The organism is Micromonospora andamanensis (assembly GCF_016863495.1).
GTDB lineage: Bacteria > Actinomycetota > Actinomycetes > Mycobacteriales > Micromonosporaceae > Micromonospora > Micromonospora andamanensis.
Genome location: NZ_BOOZ01000027.1, coordinates 60,143 through 77,844, shown reverse-complemented (window position 1 = coordinate 77,844; position 17,702 = coordinate 60,143). Strand labels below are relative to the sequence as shown.

General features: G+C 70.3%; 18 protein-coding genes. 13 read left to right on the top strand and 5 right to left on the bottom strand.

Going from position 1 to position 17,702, the window contains the following annotated elements:
- Positions 1 to 6: 6 nt before the first annotated feature.
- Complete coding sequence (locus Van01_RS21845) at positions 7 to 348, top strand: DUF3817 domain-containing protein (protein ID WP_204010717.1); 342 nt, start codon at positions 7 to 9, stop codon at positions 346 to 348.
- A 30-nt stretch (positions 349 to 378) separates the two neighbouring features.
- Here Van01_RS21845 and Van01_RS21840 read toward each other — a convergent pair whose 3' ends face one another.
- Entirely contained in the window at positions 379 to 906 is a 528-nt protein-coding gene (locus tag Van01_RS21840; protein WP_204010716.1) for a DUF6232 family protein, read from the bottom strand.
- Between the two features lie 448 nt (positions 907 to 1,354).
- Between Van01_RS21840 and Van01_RS21835 the strand changes: the two genes are divergently transcribed.
- Positions 1,355 to 2,326: a C40 family peptidase gene (locus Van01_RS21835; RefSeq protein WP_239093097.1), complete on the top strand. Its 972-nt coding sequence runs from the start codon at positions 1,355 to 1,357 to the stop codon at positions 2,324 to 2,326.
- A 111-nt stretch (positions 2,327 to 2,437) separates the two neighbouring features.
- Here the strand turns inward: Van01_RS21835 and Van01_RS21830 are convergent, their stop codons facing one another.
- Positions 2,438 to 3,427: a sigma-70 family RNA polymerase sigma factor gene (locus Van01_RS21830; RefSeq protein WP_204010848.1), complete on the bottom strand. Its 990-nt coding sequence runs from the start codon at positions 3,425 to 3,427 to the stop codon at positions 2,438 to 2,440.
- A 622-nt stretch (positions 3,428 to 4,049) separates the two neighbouring features.
- Here Van01_RS21830 and Van01_RS21825 point away from each other — a divergent pair.
- Positions 4,050 to 4,745, top strand: coding sequence for an SDR family NAD(P)-dependent oxidoreductase (locus tag Van01_RS21825; protein ID WP_204010704.1), 696 nt, complete (start codon positions 4,050 to 4,052; stop codon positions 4,743 to 4,745).
- Here Van01_RS21825 and Van01_RS21820 read toward each other — a convergent pair.
- A complete protein-coding gene (locus Van01_RS21820; RefSeq protein WP_204010688.1) occupies positions 4,730 to 5,488 on the bottom strand; it encodes a dTMP kinase in 759 nt (252 codons plus the stop codon). The genes Van01_RS21825 and Van01_RS21820 overlap by 16 nt on opposite strands.
- Positions 5,489 to 5,592: 104 nt before the next feature.
- Between Van01_RS21820 and Van01_RS21815 the strand changes: the two genes are divergently transcribed.
- The 10 genes from Van01_RS21815 (at position 5,593) to Van01_RS21770 (ending at position 14,644) form a co-directional block, all read left to right on the top strand.
- A complete protein-coding gene (locus Van01_RS21815) occupies positions 5,593 to 6,204 on the top strand; it encodes a nucleotidyltransferase family protein (RefSeq protein ID WP_275410383.1) in 612 nt (203 codons plus the stop codon).
- A 2-nt stretch (positions 6,205 to 6,206) separates the two neighbouring features.
- Positions 6,207 to 6,476, top strand: coding sequence for a hypothetical protein (locus Van01_RS21810; RefSeq protein ID WP_239099215.1), 270 nt, complete (start codon positions 6,207 to 6,209; stop codon positions 6,474 to 6,476).
- Positions 6,477 to 6,486: 10 nt separating this feature from the next.
- Complete coding sequence (locus Van01_RS21805) at positions 6,487 to 7,263, top strand: metallophosphoesterase family protein (RefSeq protein ID WP_204010672.1); 777 nt, start codon at positions 6,487 to 6,489, stop codon at positions 7,261 to 7,263.
- Positions 7,254 to 7,397 carry a GPGG-motif small membrane protein gene (locus tag Van01_RS21800; RefSeq protein ID WP_007464364.1) on the top strand — a complete coding sequence of 48 codons (144 nt, stop codon included), beginning with the start codon at positions 7,254 to 7,256 and terminating at the stop codon, positions 7,395 to 7,397. Before Van01_RS21805 ends, Van01_RS21800 begins: the two co-directional genes overlap by 10 nt.
- A gap of 179 nt (positions 7,398 to 7,576) precedes the next feature.
- Positions 7,577 to 8,071, top strand: coding sequence for a TspO/MBR family protein (locus Van01_RS21795; protein WP_204010670.1), 495 nt, complete (start codon positions 7,577 to 7,579; stop codon positions 8,069 to 8,071).
- A 333-nt stretch (positions 8,072 to 8,404) separates the two neighbouring features.
- The gene (locus Van01_RS21790; RefSeq protein ID WP_204010667.1) at positions 8,405 to 9,754 is read left to right on the top strand and encodes an ABC transporter substrate-binding protein; all 1,350 of its coding nucleotides are present in this window, start codon (positions 8,405 to 8,407) and stop codon (positions 9,752 to 9,754) included.
- Positions 9,755 to 9,824: 70 nt separating this feature from the next.
- The gene (locus Van01_RS21785; protein WP_204010665.1) at positions 9,825 to 10,877 is read left to right on the top strand and encodes a carbohydrate ABC transporter permease; all 1,053 of its coding nucleotides are present in this window, start codon (positions 9,825 to 9,827) and stop codon (positions 10,875 to 10,877) included.
- Position 10,878: 1 nt separating this feature from the next.
- Positions 10,879 to 11,841, top strand: a complete 963-nt coding sequence (locus tag Van01_RS21780; RefSeq protein ID WP_204010663.1) for a carbohydrate ABC transporter permease — start codon at positions 10,879 to 10,881, stop codon at positions 11,839 to 11,841.
- Between the two features lie 60 nt (positions 11,842 to 11,901).
- The gene (locus Van01_RS21775; protein ID WP_204010661.1) at positions 11,902 to 12,936 is read left to right on the top strand and encodes a LacI family DNA-binding transcriptional regulator; all 1,035 of its coding nucleotides are present in this window, start codon (positions 11,902 to 11,904) and stop codon (positions 12,934 to 12,936) included.
- Between the two features lie 61 nt (positions 12,937 to 12,997).
- Positions 12,998 to 14,644, top strand: a complete 1,647-nt coding sequence (locus Van01_RS21770; RefSeq protein WP_204010846.1) for a glycoside hydrolase family 13 protein — start codon at positions 12,998 to 13,000, stop codon at positions 14,642 to 14,644.
- A 39-nt stretch (positions 14,645 to 14,683) separates the two neighbouring features.
- Here Van01_RS21770 and Van01_RS21765 read toward each other — a convergent pair whose 3' ends face one another.
- Together Van01_RS21765 and xylB are read right to left on the bottom strand one after the other, a co-directional pair.
- Positions 14,684 to 16,108 (bottom strand): MFS transporter, encoded by a 1,425-nt coding sequence (locus Van01_RS21765; RefSeq protein ID WP_204010659.1) that lies wholly within the window; start codon positions 16,106 to 16,108, stop codon positions 14,684 to 14,686.
- Positions 16,109 to 16,241: 133 nt separating this feature from the next.
- Positions 16,242 to 17,699 (bottom strand): xylulokinase, encoded by a 1,458-nt coding sequence (gene xylB / locus Van01_RS21760; protein ID WP_204010658.1) that lies wholly within the window; start codon positions 17,697 to 17,699, stop codon positions 16,242 to 16,244.
- Positions 17,700 to 17,702 lie beyond the last annotated feature (3 nt).

Genomic DNA, 17,702 nt, shown 5'->3' with positions numbered 1-17,702 from the left:
CGAGAAGTGCGCGCTGCCCTCACCCGCTACCGCGTGATCGCCTGGGTCGTCGGTGTGGTGCTGATCCTGCTGGTCGTGATCGGCATGCCACTCAAGTACGGCTTCGACAACCCGATCGTGGTGGAGACCGTTGGCCAGGCACACGGCTTCCTCTACATGGTGTACCTGGTCGCCGCCTTCGACCTGTCCCGGCGGGCCGACTGGCCGCTCAAGCGGATGATCCTGGTGATGCTCGCCGGCACCGTGCCGTTCGTCTCCTTCTGGGCGGAGCGACGGGTGAGCGCACTGGTCATGGCCGAGCAGCGGCACCGGGAGCAGGCACCGGCACCCGAGCCGATCGCCGGGTAGGTCGTGCCTCGACGACCGCGACGATGATCCTCACCGGCGGGGTCGCCACGGCTCGGCGCCGGCCAGCGGGTCCTCCCAGCCGCCGTAGCTGTTCATCTCGCGAGCCCGGCGCAGCGCCCGGCTCACCTGCCCGAACTGGTGCTCGTCGTCGCTGCTGAACAGCAGTTCGTCGGTCCCCGCCCGACGGCCCCACAGCTCGTACGCCGGTGGGCGCCAACGGTCGCCGGCCGCCGCGAGCAGCACCGGCACCAGAAACACGGCACCGAGCAGGAGGTACGCCCCGGCGGTGAGCCGTTGCAGCCCACCGGAGAAGCCCAGCAGCAGTCCCACGCCGCTGATCACCACCGTCGAGACCAGAACGGCCCGGGTCGCCGCCCGGTCGTGCGGCCCCCGGGTGCTGTGCAGATGGGTCAGCTCGGCAACCCGCCAGCTGCTGCGACCGACGGTGAACCTGTCGACCGTGACGATGATCCCGGGCCGGGCGTAGAGCAGCGTCGGCTCGCTGCCGGCGCCTCGGGGTGTCCGTGGCTGTCGCACTGTCGCGCCATCAGGATTCACGACCCCTCCTCCCACGGCTGGTGGCACCGGGTCGGCTCCCGCCGGCCCTGTTCATCGACGTAAGTCGACGGGAATCCCGGCCGCGCGATTCATTGTGGGCCGCTCACGCCACTCCGGCTCGAACGTTTCCGATGGTCACGGGCTTGCGAAGGACCATCGGTGCCGGAAAGAGCGCACCAAGTCCGGCTTGTCGGTCAAAACTCCCTGGCATCCGACGGCATATGCCGGGAGCGACCAGTCCGACATGTCGGTGATTACCCCTCTGGGCGTTGCGTGCTTCGCCACAGCACCCCCATTGGTCTCGGCTTTCCCTGCGGATGACTCCCGTCCCGTACTAGGTTGGGCGGGTCGGCTCGGCCGGCCGCCGTCCGCCCGGATGGCACCGGGCCGTCGCCGTCGCGGAGCCTCAGCCGCCCGCGTCGGCCCCGGGAGAGGAGCATTCGGGCTCTTGTCGTCCCTTACGCACACGCTGCGTGCCCTGACGGCCGCCGCCTTCACACTGGCGCTGCTCGCGCCGGCGACGGTGGCCCGAGCCGAACCTTCCCCCGCCGAGCTGACCCGGCGGATCGAGAAGGCCTCAGTCGAGTTGGAACGCGTGGTGGAGGCCCACAACGAGCTGCGGGAGAAGATCAAGGAGAACCGCGGCGCTGTGGCGCGGTTGCAGGAGCAGATCGGCCCGCTGGAGCAGCAGGCCGAGCAGAGCCGGGCAGACGTCGGCGAGCTGGCGGTGACCGCGTACAAGACCGGCAACCTGGGCACCGTCGACGCGCTGCTGCACGGCAGTGACTCGGCCTCCGTGCTGGACCGGCTGGGCACGCTGGACCACCTGACCCGGCAGCGGCAGGCCACCATCGCCAGCTATACCGCCGACCAGCAGCGGCTGCTTGACGAGAAGACCCGACTGGACGTCACGCTCAGCCGGCAGGCGGCGCAGTCACGCGAGCTGTCCTCGGCCAAGAAGCGCATCGAGCGCGATCTCGCCAAGCTCTACGAGTTGCGCCGGCAGGCGTACGGCCGGGCCACCGAACGACCGACGAACCGGGCCAGCAGCGCCCAGGACGCACCCGCCGTCTCCGGCAAGGCCGGCGCAGCCGTTCGGTACGCCTACGGCGCGCTGGGCAAGCCGTACGCCTGGGGCCAGGACGGGCCGGGCAGTTACGACTGCTCCGGGCTGACCTCTGCCGCCTGGCGGGCGGCCGGCCGGTCCCTGCCACACAACACCCGCATGCAGTGGGGTGTGGTGGCACACATCAGTCGCGCCGAGCTACGCCCCGGCGACCTCGTCTTCTACCGCAGCCTCGGCCACGTGGCCATCTACGTCGGCGACGGTCAGGTCATCCACGCACCGACCTTCGGCAGGAACGTGGAGAAGCGATCCGTGGACCTGATGTCACCGTACGGATACGGTCGGGTGCGCTGAGCGGCCGACCGCGCGGTGCCGCCTCGCCTGCGTCGTGGCTGACAACCGAGAACGGCGAACGGCCGGCGTCCCCCTATCGGACGCCGGCCGTTCGCCGTTGTTGTCGCCTGCTCAGGCCGCCTGCAGCCCTTCCGCCCGGGCGAGCTCGCGGAGCCGGCCGAGCGCCTGGATCTCCAACTGCCGGATCCGCTCCCGGGACAGGGAGAACCGCGAGGCCACCTCGGTCAGCGAGTGCTCCCGACCGTCCTCCAGTCCGTACCGGGCCCGCATGATGCCTGCCGAACGGTCGTCCAGGTGGTTGAGCAGCCCCTCGATCCGCTGACGCTCCAACCCGGTGAGGACGATCTCCTCCGGCGAGGGTGCGTCACTGTCGGCGACCAGATCACCGAGGTTGGTGTCGCCGTCGTCGCCGACCGGCGTGTCCAACGACACGGTGTCCTGCGACCAGCGGACCAGCTCGTTGACCCGCTCGACGGTCACGCCGAGCGCTGCGGCGATCTGCTCCGGCTCCGGGTCGCCACCCAGCTCACGGGTCAGCTGACGGGCCACGTTGCGCATCCGGTTGACGTCCTCCACCAGGTGCACCGGCAACCGCACGGTGCGCTCCTGCTGGGCGATCGCCCGGCTGATCGCCTGACGGATCCACCACGTCGCATAGGTCGAGAACTTGTATCCGCGCTCGTAGTCGAACTTCTCGACCGCCCGGACCAGACCGGTGTTGCCCTCCTGGATGAGGTCCAGCATGGGCATACCGGACCGGACGTACCGGCGCGCGATCGACACGACAAGTCGCAGGTTGGCCCGGATGAACAGGTCCTTTGCCCGCTCGCCGTCGGCGATCAGCCGCTCCAGTTCCTCCCGGGTGGCCCCGTCGGGGACGCGGTCCTCGCCGAGCAGGTGCTCGGCGTACAGGCCGGCCTCGATGGCCTTGGAGAGGTCGACCTCCTTGGCGGCGTCCAGCAGCGGCGTCCGGGAGATCTCGTGCAGGTAGACTCCGACCAGGTCGCGCTCCTCGGCGACCTCGTCAGTTCGCATTCCGATGTTCTTGTCCACGGTGCCCACGGTCCCCTCGCTCGCGCCGGTTGCCCGGTTCCTTGCCATCCCCACGCCCATCAGCCCTCCCCCGTAACCTCCGCTGTGCCCATCGGTGCTGACATCTACACAACAGATGAGACGTGTCGGGGATTCCATGTCGTGGGTCGAAAGTGTCACGAATGCCTGATAATCCGCTGAGAGCAGCGTCCACGTTTGCTGTCAGCACCCTGGCTGACCACCGCCGGCAGACACCCCGTGAGGTCGACGGATCGACGGATCGCCGACCGTCCCGGTCCATGGCAGCACTGCCCGGCCGATAAGCGCAGCGACCCGGGTCACCGCCGTGCTGCGATCCTGGTCACTGCCTGATACGCGTACGTGGACCGCTTGGTTCATCCACGCCGGTGGTATTACCCCACGCCCTGATGAACAATCCGTGCCCCGGTCCTATGCCCGCCGCCGCAGCGCGGTTCAGCCGGCTGTCGGGTTCGCGACGCCGGTAGGGTCAACGCCGCGCGTACCTCGTCGATCGGGTTCGCGTGGACCCGCCCTCGGACGCACCCTGACCACCGTCGACAAACCCTTCATGCCCGCCTGCGGCCGGACCCACCCGGCGGGCGCGAACCGCCTGGGCGGTCACCTGCCGGGCCTGGGCACGGTCGCCCAGGCACCGCACTAACCTCAGGTCATGGCGAATCGAAGTGTGTTGGTCACCGGGGCCACGGGCGGGCTGGGCACGGCGGTAAGCGCCGCGTTCGTGGCGGCGGGGTGGCGCGTGGTCGCGACCCAACGTCAGCAACCGGACCCGACAGGTGGGACCGGGGTCAACGCGCCGGTCCGGATCGCCGCGGATCTGACCGACCCGCAGGAGGTGGCCCGGGCGGCCGAGGTGGCGGCCGGGGACCCCGAGGCACCCCTGCGCGCGGTGGTCAACCTGGTCGGCGGGTACGCCAGCGGCGGGCTGGTGCACGAGACGCCGGTGGCGGACTTCGAACGGATGCTCACCCTCAACCTCCGCCCGACCCACCTGGTCACCCGGGCCGCGTTGCCGCACCTGGTCGCCGCCGGAGGTGGCGCGGTGGTCTGTGTCGCGGCCCGCGCGGCGGTCGCGCCCTTTCCCGGTGTCGCCGGATACGTGACCGCGAAAGCCGCGGTGCTCGGCTTCGCCTCCGCGGTGGCCGTGGAGTACAGGTCGGCCGGGGTCCGCTGCAACACGGTGCTGCCGAGCGTCATCGACACCCCGAGCAATCGCGACGCGATGCCGGACGCCGATCACACCCGGTGGGTGGACCCGGCCGAGATCGCCTCGGTGGTCCGCTTCCTCGCCTCGGACGAGTCTGCGCCCACGAGCGGCGCGGCCGTACCCGTCTACGGACGGGCCTGAAGCGGCACCAGTTCGTTCACCGGCACGGCGCCACCGACCGGTGCCGGCCCGACCGACTCGTCCCCGGCTGTCAGCCAGTGGCTCAGATGCCCACGGATCTCCAGGGCCGTCTCCTCGGCGGGACGATCCGCATTCACCGGCACGAAGGTCGGATACTCCGGCAGAGTGCGGTAGGCCAGGTCGGCGGCGGCCAGAAAGTCCAGGCTCTCGTGATCGGTGCCCCGGCGCTCGATCCGCCGGTACGCCTCGATCGGCGCGACGGTCAGCAGGAACGTCACCTGTGGTCGGGGGAAGATCCGGTAGGCGGCCCGGACCAGGCGCTCCCAGCGGTGCCCGCCGTGTGCGCGAAGGCTCGCGTACTGGCAGGCCGCGTAGCGGTCCATCACGGCCACCCGCCCGGTGAACAGGCCACCGAGCAGTGTCATCGCGATGGCCAGCCAGCGCAGCACGGATTCCACAAGCAGCATGCCGTCCCGGCCGAGTAGCCCCTGGGCGTCCGCCCGGCCGAGGCGGTGTGCCGCCCGGCCGAGCCAGCGCCGTCCACCCGCGTTGCGGTGGTAGGTGGCCGGATGACCGGCCACGGTGAGCGCCTCGGCGAGCCGGTACGCCTGGGTTGTCTTGCCTGAGCCGTCGATGCCGATCAGGGCTACGGTGCGGAGCCGGCCTCTGCTACAGCGGACTCCCGTCGAATCGGGCGTTCCCGTCGATCTGGCCACCCTCGAAAGGTTATCCGACAGGCGCATGGCAGCTGCGTCATAGATCCCGGTTGAGACATGTTCATCCGGTTGCCCCCGTCGTGCAGGTGTGGCCGACCGGATTGCCGGGTACCGATCGGAGATCCCACCCGGTGGCACCCGGACGAGTCGACAGGAGAGGCGAGATGGCCGAGCGCGACGACGAGACTCTCCTACACACCCTCAAGAAGGTCGCCGCCGTGCTCAAGCAGTCGGAGATCCCGTTCGCGCTCGGCGGCAGCTTCGCCGTCTACGCGCACGGTGGGCACTCCAGCGAGCACGACGTCGACTTCCTCATCCGCGAGTCCGACGTCGAAGCCGCGCTGGAGGCGCTGGTACAGGGCGGCTTCACCGCCGAGCGACCCCCGGAGGACTGGCTGGTAAAGGTCTACGACGGCGGCCGGATGGTGGACCTGATCCACCGACCGATCGAGACGCCGGTGACCGAGGAGACCTTCGCCGACACGGTCATGCGTCCGGTCGACGCCATCCACATGCCGGTGCTGTCCGCCACCCAGCTGATGGTGCACAAGCTGCTCAGCTTCTCTCAGCACTACTGCGATTTCGCGCGTGGGCTGCCGCTGGCCCGCTCGCTGCGTGAGCAGATCGACTGGGAGCGGGTACGCAAGGAGACGCAGCACTCGCCGTACGCCGAGTCGTTCCTGGTGCTGCTCGACAGGCTGGACGTCGTGCCGCACGTCGGCACGGCCGACGGGAAGGAATGACAGTGACCGTGCACTCCGATGCCGGATCGCCCGACGAGTACGTCGAGGCGGAGATCCACCGGCTGCTCACCGAGGATCCGGCCGTCGCCGAACAGGGAATCACAGTGGTCCGCACCGAACGCGCCCTCGTGCTGCACGGCGAGGTCGAGAGCGCAAACCGGCGGGAGGAGATCCTGCGCCGGGTGGCCGAACGCTTCCCGGACGTGCAGATCACCAGCGACATCGGGGTGATCCGCACGCAGGCGCCCACGGAGATCGAGCAACTGCCCTGAGGGAGGTTCGATGGTTATCCGGATCGCCGCTGTGGGCGACGTACATCTGGACGAGGACGTGCTCGGCCGGTTCCGGCCGGCCCTGGAGGAACTGCCCGGCAGCGTCGACGCGGTGCTGCTCGCCGGCGACCTGACCCGGCACGGCACCGAGGCCGAGGCCCGCTGTGTGGCCCGGGAGTTCGGCGGCCTGGGCGTACCTGTGATCGCCGTGCTGGGCAACCATGATCACCAGTGCGACCAGGTGCCGCAGGTGATCGGGGCGCTTGAGGAAGCGGGCATCACCGTGCTGGAAGGCGACGGGGTGGTGCTGGACTGCCCGGGTGGTCGACTCGGCGTCGCCGGGGTGAAGGGGTTCGGTGGTGGTTTCGCCGGCCGGTGCGCCAGCGACTTCGGCGAGCCGGAGATGAAGGCGTTCGTCCGCACCACCACCGAGAGCGCCAACCGGTTGAGCGAGGCGCTCCGCTCGCTCGACTGCGACGTCCTGGTGGCGCTCACCCATTACGCCCCGGTGCCGGACACCCTGGCCGGTGAGCCGTTGGAGATCTACCCGTTCCTCGGCTGCTATCAGCTGGGTCAGGCGATCGACTCCGCGCCCACCGCACTCGCCCTGCACGGGCACGCCCATCACGGCTCCGAGCGGGGGACCACCCCGGGCGGAGTACGCGTCCGCAACGTGGCCCATCCGGTGATCAAGCAGGCGTACAGCATCTTCCACCTGGGCGATCACCTTGATCAGGGTGAGGTTTCCGGAGTCGCTGTGGGGGGTACTCAGCAACCATGGAGCTGATTCTCTGGATTCTCGCAGTCGTACTGGTGGTTGCCGGCATCCTCGCGCTGTTCCGCCGGCAGATCCTCTGGGGCATCGTCCTCATCGTTGTCGGGCTGCTCGTCGGCCCGGGTGGGGTCAGCATCTTCAATTGACATGGCGGCGCAGGGCGTCGCTAACCGGACCCACCGGGGTCGTCGTGACCGGTACTCCGTCCTCCCGACAGGAGTCACCGACCACGGCGACCCCGGTGTGCTGTCCACGAGTTGGCCGGCCCGGAACGAACGCCGCCCGCGAAGGTTTGCCGCCCCCGCTCAGCGGAGAACCATCGACCATGCGGACGAGGGCGGAACAGACCCGACGAAACGGTGCCGGTCAGTGGTGGGCGCTCGCCGGTTTCGCGGTGGCCGTCGTGGCCGCCGCCGCCATCGGCAACCTTGCCGCGTCGGGCGCCGCCGACCAGTACGCGAACCTCGACCGGCCCGCCTGGGCCCCGCCCTCCTGGCTGTTCGGCCCGGTCTGGACCGTGCTCTACGTGATGATCGCGGTCGCCGCCTGGCTGGTCTGGCGCCGGGTGGGGTTCGGAGCGGCTCTCGGCGCATGGGCGGTCCAGCTCGTCCTCAACGCCGCCTGGACACCGCTCTTCTTCGCCGGTGACCGGTACGGGCTGGCGTTCGTCGAGATCGTCCTGCTGTGGCTGGCGATAGGTGTGACAGTGCTGCTGTTCGCCCGGGTGAGCCGCCTGGCGGCGGTGCTGCTTCTGCCCTACTGGGCCTGGGTCACCTTCGCCGCGGCGCTCAACTACTCGATCTGGCAGCTGAACGCCTGACCGGCTCGCCGGTCCGCCACGACAGCAAGCGGCACAGCCCGTCAGCCCGACCGTCGGGGCCGGTGTGCCGCAACCCGCCCGCCACCTGCGCCGAGAACCCTTCCTGCCGCTCGTCCAGGCTGACGCACGTATCCGCTGATAGACAGGGGTCGTTGCGGCCGATGGGAGCGTGATCATGGCCGCTTGCCAGATTTCCGGATTGTTACTCGCTCGTGTCCGTCCAAGGGGTGGACCCCGGGAGATGCAAGCGCTTACATGTGAAAACGCCCATCGGACCGGCGCCAGGTCAACCGGATGCGATCCCGGCCAGCGCCGGCTAGGAAGGAGGACGGCATGGCGATTTCTGCCAGGCCACGCCAGGCCCTCGCGATCGCTGGCGCGATCGGACTGGCGCTCAGCGCCACCGCCTGCGGCACCGGAAGCAGCAGCAACAGCGGCAGCAACAACGCCGATTCCGCGGAGTGCGCCCCGTACGAGAAGTACCAGGGCCACGACGGTAAGACGGTAACCATCTACTCGTCGATCCGGGACCTTGAGGCCGACCGGCTGGCGGAGTCCTGGAAGCAGTTCGAGGACTGCACCGGCATCACGATCAACCACGAGGGAAGCGGTGAGTTCGAGGCCCAGCTTCCCGTACGCGTCGACGGCGGCAACGCGCCCGACCTGGCCTTCATCCCCCAGCCCGGCTTGCTTGCGCGGTTCGCCGAGCGCAACCAGCTGAAGCCGGCCAGCGCCGACACCAAGGCGATGGCCGAGGAGAACTACCCGGCCGACTGGCTGAAGTACAGCACCGTCAACGGCACCTTCTACGGCGCGCCGCTCGGGTCGAACGTGAAGTCGTTCGTCTGGTACTCGCCGAAGATGTTCCAGGAGAAGGGCTGGACCGTCCCGACCACGTGGGAGGAGATGATCAAGCTCAGCGACACCATCGCGGACAGCGGCACCAAGCCGTGGTGCGCCGGCATCGAGTCCGGTGAGGCCACCGGTTGGCCGGCCACCGACTGGATCGAAGACGTGATGCTGCGGACGCAGACCCCCGAGGTCTACGACCAGTGGACCACGCACCAGATCCCGTTCAACGACCCGCGGGTCGCCGAGGCGCTGGACCGCGCCGGCACCATCCTGAAGAACGAGAAGTACGTGAACGGCGGCTTCGGCGGCGTCCGCAGCATCGCCACCACCGCCTTCCAGGAGGCCGGTGTGCCGATCACCCAGGGCAAGTGCGCCCTGCACCGGCAGGCCTCGTTCTACGCCAACCAGTGGCCTGAAGGCACCCGGGTGGCCGAGGACGGCGACGTCTTCGCCTTCTACTTCCCGGCCATCGACCCGGCGAAGGGCAAGCCGGTGCTGGGCGGCGGCGAGTTCGTGACCGCGTTCAACGACCGCCCCGAGGTGCAGGCGGTGCAGACCTACCTCGCTTCGGGTGAGCACGCCAACAGCCGCGCCAAGATCGGCGACTGGGTGTCCGCGAACAACAAGGTCGACCTGGCCAACGTCGCCAACCCGATCGACAAGCTGTCTGTGGAGATCCTCCAGGACGACAGCTCGGTCTTCCGGTTCGACGGTTCCGACCTGATGCCCGCCGCCGTCGGCGCCGGGACCTTCTGGAAGGGCATGGTCGAGTGGATCAACGGCGGGAACACCGCAAGCGTCCTCCAGGGCATCGAGAGCAGCTGGAAGTAACCCCAGTGGTGGGCCGGTCCGCGTACGGCGGGCCGGCCCACCGGCTCTACCGAGGACCCGGGGAGGGTTGATGAACTTCGACTTTGCCGAGCAGTCACCCAAACTGATGATGCTGCTGTGGGGTTTGATCGCCTTCGCGGTGGTGGTGGGTGGCCTGCTCGTGCTGCTCGACGCGGTGCCGGCGTTCTTCGCGCGGCGACGCGAGGCGCGACTCGTCGCCGCCTCCGCCAGCGGGGCGCCGCTGCCCGGGCGGAGCAGGTCCCGGGAGGGACTGTTCGCCACGTTCTTCCTGTTGCCGACGATCCTGCTGCTGATGATCGGCCTGGTCGTCCCGGCGCTGCGGACCACCCTGCTGTCCTTCATGGACGGCGGCAGCCAGAACTTCGTGGGCCTGGACAACTACCGTTGGATGTTCGCCGACGACGCGATCGTGCGGGTGCTGCTCAACACGTTGATCTGGGTGACCCTGGTTCCGTTGGTCGCCACCTCGATCGGACTGCTCTACGCCGTGCTCGTGGACAAGGCCCGGATGGAGGCGGTGGCCAAGTCACTGATCTTCATGCCGATGGCGATCTCGTTCGTCGGGGCGAGCATCATCTGGAAGTTCGTCTACGCCTACCGGGGCGAGGGCGAGGAGCAGATCGGTCTACTCAACCAGATCGTCGTCAGTCTCGGTGGTGAACCCCGGCAGTGGCTGCTCGACTCGCCTCTCAACACCCTGCTGCTCATCGTGATCATGGTGTGGATCCAGGCGGGCTTCGCCATGGTGGTGCTGTCGGCGGCGATCAAGGCCATCCCGGCCGACATCGTCGAGGCCGCCCGCCTCGACGGGGTCAGCCCGTGGCAGATGTTCGCCCAGATCACGCTGCCCAGCATCCGGCCCGCGTTGATCGTGGTGGTGGTCACCATCTCGATCGCCACGCTGAAGGTCTTCGACATCGTTCGGACCTCCACGAACGGCAACTACGACACCAGCGTGATCGCCAACGAGATGTACAACCAGGCGTTCCGGTACGGCCAGAACGGGCAGGGCTCCGCCCTGGCGGTCTTCCTCTTCGTGCTGGTGGTGCCAATCGTGATCTTCCAGATCCGCAACATTCGTCAGCAGCGACGGGAGGGCTGAGATGACCACCACCACTCCCCCGGTCGCCGCCGGCACCCAGGACGAGACACCCACCACCCGGGCGTCCCGGGTCCGCAAGCGGCTCAACAGCCGCACCGCGACCCTTGTCGCGATCGTCATCGCGGTCGTCTGGACCATCCCCACCTTCGGTCTGTTCGTCTCCTCGCTGCGGCCGGAGAACCAGATCAAGACCACCGGCTGGTGGACCTTCTTCCGCGACCCGGAGTTCACCCTCCAGAACTACCAGGACGTGTTGTTCGGCCAGTCCTCCGGATCCGGGCAGCTCGCCAACTACTTCGTCAACTCGCTGGTGATCACCCTGCCGTCGGTGCTGTTCCCGTTGGCGTTCGCGGCGATGGCCGCGTACGCGCTGGCGTGGATCAACTTCCGCGGCCGGGACTGGGTCTACATCGCCATCTTCGCGCTCCAGATCGTGCCGCTGCAGATGGCCCTCGTGCCGCTGCTGAGCTTCTTCTCGCGCGGAGTCAGCCTGGGCGGCGTCACCCTGATGCCGGCCTGGAATCTGGACGGCGCGCAGAACTTCGCCCAGGTGTGGTTCGCACACACCTGCTTCGCCCTGCCGTTCGCCGTGTACCTGCTGCACAACTTCGTCTCACAACTACCCGGGGACCTGATGGAGGCGGCCCGGGTCGATGGGGCCACCCACCCCAAAATCTTCCGCACCATCGTCCTGCCGCTGATCGCACCCGCGCTTGCCGCATTCGGCATCTTCCAGTTCCTCTGGGTCTGGAACGACCTGCTGGTGGCACTCATCTTCGCCGGGGGTAGCGACGTCACCGCGCCGCTCACCGTCCGGCTCGCCGAGCTGGCCGGTACCCGGGGCAACGAGTGGCAACGGTTGACCGCCGGAGCGTTCGTCTCGATCGTCGTACCGCTGATCGTGTTCCTGTCCTTGCAGCGCTACTTCGTTCGGGGGCTGCTCGCCGGCAGCGTCAAGGGTTGATCCGCCGTGGTGCCGCCGCCCACGGCGGCGGCACCACGCGGGACGTGAGCGGGGTTCCACGTGACGAAGATCGACGATGTCGCCCGGCTGGCCGGCGTCTCCACGGCCACCGTCTCCCGGGCGCTGCGCGGGCTGCCGACGGTGTCGGCGGCAACCCGCAGCCGGGTGCTCGCCGCCGCCGAGCAGTTGCAGTACGCCGTGTCGCCGAGCGCCTCCCGGCTGGCCGGTGGCCGGACCGGCACGGTGGCGGTGGTGGTTCCCCGGATCACCAGGTGGTTCTTCGGCGTGGTCGTCGAGGCCGCCGAGGACTTCTTCCACCGGGCCGGCTACGACCTGTTGCTGCACAACCTGGGCGGGCGGGAACAGAACCGGCAGCGCGTACTGCACGCCGCCCACCTGCACAAACGGGTGGATGCCATCATGTTGGTCGCCACCCCGCTACGGGCCACCGACGTGACCGCGCTGGCCGCGCTGGACCTGCCGGGCGTCACCATCAGCTCCGGCACCACGGTGCCGGGCTGGCCCTGCGTACGCATCGACGATGTGGCGGCGGCCCGGACCGCCACCCGGCACCTGCTGGATCTGGGGCATCGCCGGATCGCGCACATCTCCGGTGACCCCGACGACGAACTCGCCTTCAGCGCCCACCTGGACCGACGCCGCGGGCATCAGGAGGCGTTGCGGGCGGCCGGGCTGCAGCCGGACCCGAGCCTCGACGTGGAGTCCAGTTTCGACATTGCCGGCGGCACCCGGGCCACCGAGGAACTGCTCCGCCGGGGTGACCCGCCGACGGCCATCTTCGCCGCCTGCGACGAGATGGCGATGGGTGCGCTGACCGCGCTGCGCGACGCCGGTCTGCGGGTTCCCCAGGACGTCAGCGTGATCGGCATCGACGACCACGCGCTCGCCGGTGTGCTCGGGCTGAGCACCATCGCCCAGCCGGCCGTGGAGCAGGGCCGGCTGGCCGCGCAGTTGCTGCTCGACCCGCTCTGCGGACGGGTGGGTAAGCCCGACGCGGCCAAACCGGACTCGCCGGTGATCCTGAACACCCGGCTGGTCGTGCGTGATTCGACAGCGCCCGTCCGGGCACACTGAACGGCAGCCAGCACGCTGTCCGGGCCCGCCGGCCCGTACGGCTCGACCATGGGAGTACGCCCTGAACCACGACACGACGCACCAGAACCCACCGACCGGCTGGTGGACGGAGGCGGTGATCTACCAGATCTACCCGCGCTCGTTCGCCGACTCGGGTGGCGACGGCATCGGCGACCTGCCCGGGATCACCGCCCGCCTGGACCACCTGGCGGAGTTGGGTGTCGACGCGGTCTGGCTCTCCCCCTTCTATCCGTCCCCGCAGGCCGACGCCGGTTACGACGTGGCGGACTACCGGGACGTCGAGCCGTTGTTCGGCACGCTCGCCGACGCCGACGACCTGATCGCGAAGGCCCACGCCAACGGGCTGCGGGTGATCGTCGACCTGGTGCCCAATCACACCTCGTCGGCCCACGCCTGGTTCCAGGCCGCCCTGGCCGCCGGTCCGGGCAGTGCCGAGCGCGGGCGGTACATCTTCCGCGCGGGGCGGGGACCGGGCGGGGCCGAGCCGCCCAACGACTGGCAGAGCGTCTTCGGTGGCCCGGCCTGGACCCGGTTGCCCGACGGCGAGTGGTACCTGCACCTGTTCGACACCGCCCAACCCGACCTGAACTGGGACAATCCCGAGGTCCGCGCCGAGTTCCTGGACGTGCTGCGGTTCTGGCTGGACCGTGGCGTGGACGGCTTCCGGGTCGACGTGGCACACGGTCTGATCAAGCAGGCCGACCTGGCCGACTGGCAGGAGCCGCAGGAGATCCTCTCCGGGCAGGAGGCGGACAAGCCCCGCCCACCGATGTGGGACCAGGACGGCGTGCACGAGGTCTACCGCGAGTGGCGGCGGCTGCTGGACGGCTACCCCGGCGAGCGGATCCTGGTCGCCGAGGCGTGGGTGGAGCCCGCCGAGCGGCTGGCCCGCTACGTACGCCCCGACGAGATGCACCAGGCGTTCAACTTCGAGTACCTGCTCGCCTCCTGGACCGCCCCCGCCCAGTACGCGGTCATCACGCGGTCGCTGGAGGCCACCGACGCGGTGGGTGCGCCCACCACCTGGGTGCTCTCCAACCACGACGTGGTGCGCCACGCCTCCCGGCTCGGGCTGCCGGTCGGCACTCCCCGCCCCAACGGCATCGGCGTCGGTGACGAGCAGCCGGACGCCGCGATCGGGCTGCGGCGCGCCCGCGCGGCCACCCTGCTGATGCTTGCCCTGCCCGGCTCGGCCTACCTGTATCAGGGCGAGGAACTCGGGTTGCCGGAGCACACCACGCTGCCCGACGAGGCCCGGCAGGACCCGACCTGGGAACGCAGCGGGCGCACCCAGCGGGGCCGCGACGGGTGCCGGGTGCCGATCCCGTGGGAGGCCGACGCGCCCTCGTACGGCTTCGGGCCCACGGACGCGAGCTGGCTGCCGCAGCCCCCGATCTGGGCCGAGTACGCGCTGGACCGTCAGCGTGGGGTACCCGGCTCGACGTACGAGCTGTACCGGGAGGCGCTGCGGCTACGCCGTGCGTACGGCCTCGGTCCGGGCACCCTGGAGTGGCTCTCCTCCGGCGACGAGGTGCTGACCTTCCGCAACGGCGACCTGGTCGTCCTCACCAACTTCGGGGCGGACGCCGTCCCGGCGCCCGCCGGCGAGCTGGTGCACAGCAGCGCACCACTCGACGAGGACGGTTCGGTGCCCACCGACGTGACCGTCTGGGTCCGCACCGCCTGAGCCGTCCCGGTGGGGCCCCTCGGGCCCCACCGGTGGTCACTACAGCTTCTCGGCGCGGCTGTGCAGCAGGTCGCGGACGTCGGCGATGTCCTTCGGCGAGGTACGGGCGGCGAGCCAGTACATGACACCTGTCGGGATGAAGAAGAGCTGGAAGGCGGCCAGCCCGACGGCGTAGTTCAGCGGCGGCGGGAAGGCCACCCGCAACCCGTGGAAGACGACACCGACCAGCCCGTTGCCGGCCGCCCGACCCACCCCGTTGACCAGGTTGCCGAGGCTGTAGACGGTGCCCCGGTTCTCCGGTGGGTTGACGTCGGCGATCAGCGCGAACCAGTTCGGTGAGTTCGCCGAGGTCAACGCCAGGGCCAGCAGCGCGGCGAGCAGGCTCAGCCCGACCGTCGGTTCGCTCACCACGCTTGTCAGCACCGCCCGCACGACCGCGCCGCTCCCGGCGCCGTCGGGCACGTCGATGCGCATCGGCACGAAGAACAACACCAGGTAGAACGGGAGCGCGGCGAAGATGCCGACCGAGGCGACAATGGCCCGACCCGAGGGCGTACGCCGTTGCAGCGCGTCGCCGATCAGCCCGCCGACTATGGAGAACACCCCGCCGAGTTGGAACAGTGCGGCGAAGACGCTGCCCACCACGATGGCGGTCGCCGTGGTGTAGCCCTGGTCCTCGGCCCGCTCGCGGAAGAGCACCGGCAGCCAGACCAGCGAGCCGAAGGCGGCCTGCGCGGTGAGTCCCTGGAGGATCAGCCAACGGTTGGTCCGCCTACCCAGGATGACGGGCAGGTCGGCCCGGCTGATCCGGTAGTCGTAGTCGTCGCCGGTGGCGAGCGCGGCGGCAAGTGCCGGCTCGCTCTGGCCGCGCCGGATGTCGTAGGTGAACAGGTAGGCCGCCGTGGCGGCCAACCCGACCACCGTGAGCAGCAGGAACGGCCGACGCCAGTCGGCCGCGCCGAGCAGCCCGCCGACGAGGCCACCGGCCACCGTGCCGACCCCCTGGGAGAGCCCCCAGAAGCTCATCACCAGGCCCCGACGGCGAGGCGTGATGAGGTCGGTGACGACCGAGTAACCGACCGAGCCGACCGCGCCGAGGCCCACCGCGGCGAGCAGTTGCGCGACGAGGAATGTGGGATAGTTCCCGGCCAGCGCGCTGCCCCCGGTGCCGGCCGCCCAGAGCAGTGTGCCGATCATGAGCAACGGCTTACGGTTCGTTCGGTCGCCGAAGTACGCCCAACCCACCGCCGCCACCGCGCTGACCAGGAAGCTGGTCGCGGTGACCAGGCCGAGCAGCCGTTGCGGCACCTCGAAGGAGTCGGCGATCGCGCCGTACAACGGGGGCACCAGACCGATCGCCACGTTGTCCAGCGAGGCGAGCAGCACGAAGACCACGACGCTGTAGAGCCGGCGCGGCGCGCTCCTGCCCCACACCCGCGCGGGTCGGCCTGTGGTCGAGGTCATGCGGGCAGCCAACCAGGGCGGGATAACGAGCTGATCACCGGGTCGCCCCCCCGGCACGGGCGGGATCGTGCCCGATCCCGGATCGGCTGGCTCCTCGTCACGCGGATGCCAACCGACCCGGGATCGGTGGTGGTCAGCCCTTGGCCAACCGGTCCAGGTGGAGTTCCCGGGCCTGTGCGTAGCGCTCCCGGATGCCGGGCACCGGCTCGGCGGCGTACTCCTCGACGCCGGACGGTGTCCAGGACGGCGCCTCCCCCGTGCCGAGCGCCAACCACGCGGCCTGTCGGGCGGCACCGTCGGCGACGTACTCACCGGGCGGTGGGACGACCACCGGGCAGCCGAAGACCTGCGCCGCGATGCGACGCACCGCCGCCGACCGGGCACCGCCGCCGACCAGGATCACCCGGCGTACCTCCGCGCCGTGAGCGGCCAGCGCGTCGAGCCCGTCGGCGAGGGCGCAGAGCATCCCCTCCACGGCCGCCCGGGCCAGATGCGCCGGGGTCGAGGTGCGCAGCGTCAGCCCGTGCACCGCCCCGGTGGCGTCCGGCCGGTTCGGGGTGCGCTCGCCCTCCAGGTACGGCACCATGACCAGCCCGTCCGCGCCGGGTGGCGCGGCCAGCGCCAGATCGGCCAGCTCGTCCAGACCCACCCGCAGCATCGCCGCGGCGGCGTCCAGCACCCGGGCCGCGTTGAGCGTGCAGACCAGTGGCAGGAACCGGCCGGTCACGTCGGCGAAGCCGGCGACGATACCGCTCGGGTCGGCCGCCGGGGTGTCCGCGACGCTGAAGACCGTGCCGGAGGTACCTATCGACACCACCACGTCGCCGGGACGCGCCCCGACGCCGAAGCCGGCGGCGGCGTTGTCGCCCGCGCCGGGCCCGAGCAGCGCCGCGCCGGAGCCCGGGGCGGCACCGGAGCCGGACAGCGCTGCCAGATCAAGATGCCCGGCGGCCTCGGTAGGGCCGAGTACCGTCGGCACCCGCACCACCCGACCGAGCGCCTGCTCCAACAGATCCGGCCGGTACTCGCCGGTGGCCGGGGACCAGTAGCCGGTGCCGCTGGCGTCGCTGCGGTCGGTACGCAACGCGTCCAGCCCGGGGGCCCCGGCCAGTCGCCAGGTCAACCAGTCGTGCGGCAGGCAGACCGCCGCCACCCGGGCCGCGTTCGCCGGCTCGTTCCGGGCCAGCCAGCGCAGCTTGGTGACGGTGAAGCTGGCCACCGGCACGCTGCCCACCGCGTCGGCCCAGAACCGGCGTCCGGCCTGCCCCTCGCCCGCCTCCTGGACCAGCTCGGCCGCTGCCCCGGCGGACCGGGTGTCGTTCCACAGCAGCGCCGGCCGGATTACCTCGCCGGCCTCGTCAAGGCAGACCATGCCGTGCTGCTGACCTCCCACGGAGACCGCGGCGACGTCAGTCAGCCCACCGGCGGCGTCGATCGCCGTCTGGAGGGCGGACCACCAGGCCGACGGGTCGACCTCGGTGCCGTCCGGGTGCGATGCCCGGCCCTGCCGGACCAGGGCACCGGTCTCCGCGTCCCGGACGACCACCTTGCACGACTGGGTGGAAGAGTCCACCCCGGCGACGAGCGGCATGCC

What these genes read in the sequence shown, in the direction of transcription:
- Van01_RS21830 (WP_204010848.1), bottom strand. Translation starts at nt 3,427, where the DNA reads ATGGCAAGGAACCGGGCAACCGGCGCGAGCGAGGGGACCGTGGGCACC.
- Van01_RS21825 (WP_204010704.1), top strand. Translation starts at nt 4,050, where the DNA reads ATGGCGAATCGAAGTGTGTTGGTCACCGGGGCCACGGGCGGGCTGGGC.
- Van01_RS21820 (WP_204010688.1), bottom strand. Translation starts at nt 5,488, where the DNA reads ATGCGCCTGTCGGATAACCTTTCGAGGGTGGCCAGATCGACGGGAACG.
- Van01_RS21805 (WP_204010672.1), top strand. Translation starts at nt 6,487, where the DNA reads ATGGTTATCCGGATCGCCGCTGTGGGCGACGTACATCTGGACGAGGAC.
- Van01_RS21800 (WP_007464364.1), top strand. Translation starts at nt 7,254, where the DNA reads ATGGAGCTGATTCTCTGGATTCTCGCAGTCGTACTGGTGGTTGCCGGC.
- Van01_RS21795 (WP_204010670.1), top strand. Translation starts at nt 7,577, where the DNA reads ATGCGGACGAGGGCGGAACAGACCCGACGAAACGGTGCCGGTCAGTGG.
- Van01_RS21790 (WP_204010667.1), top strand. Translation starts at nt 8,405, where the DNA reads ATGGCGATTTCTGCCAGGCCACGCCAGGCCCTCGCGATCGCTGGCGCG.
- Van01_RS21785 (WP_204010665.1), top strand. Translation starts at nt 9,825, where the DNA reads ATGAACTTCGACTTTGCCGAGCAGTCACCCAAACTGATGATGCTGCTG.
- Van01_RS21780 (WP_204010663.1), top strand. Translation starts at nt 10,879, where the DNA reads ATGACCACCACCACTCCCCCGGTCGCCGCCGGCACCCAGGACGAGACA.
- Van01_RS21765 (WP_204010659.1), bottom strand. Translation starts at nt 16,108, where the DNA reads ATGACCTCGACCACAGGCCGACCCGCGCGGGTGTGGGGCAGGAGCGCG.
- xylB (WP_204010658.1), bottom strand. Translation starts at nt 17,699, where the DNA reads ATGCCGCTCGTCGCCGGGGTGGACTCTTCCACCCAGTCGTGCAAGGTG.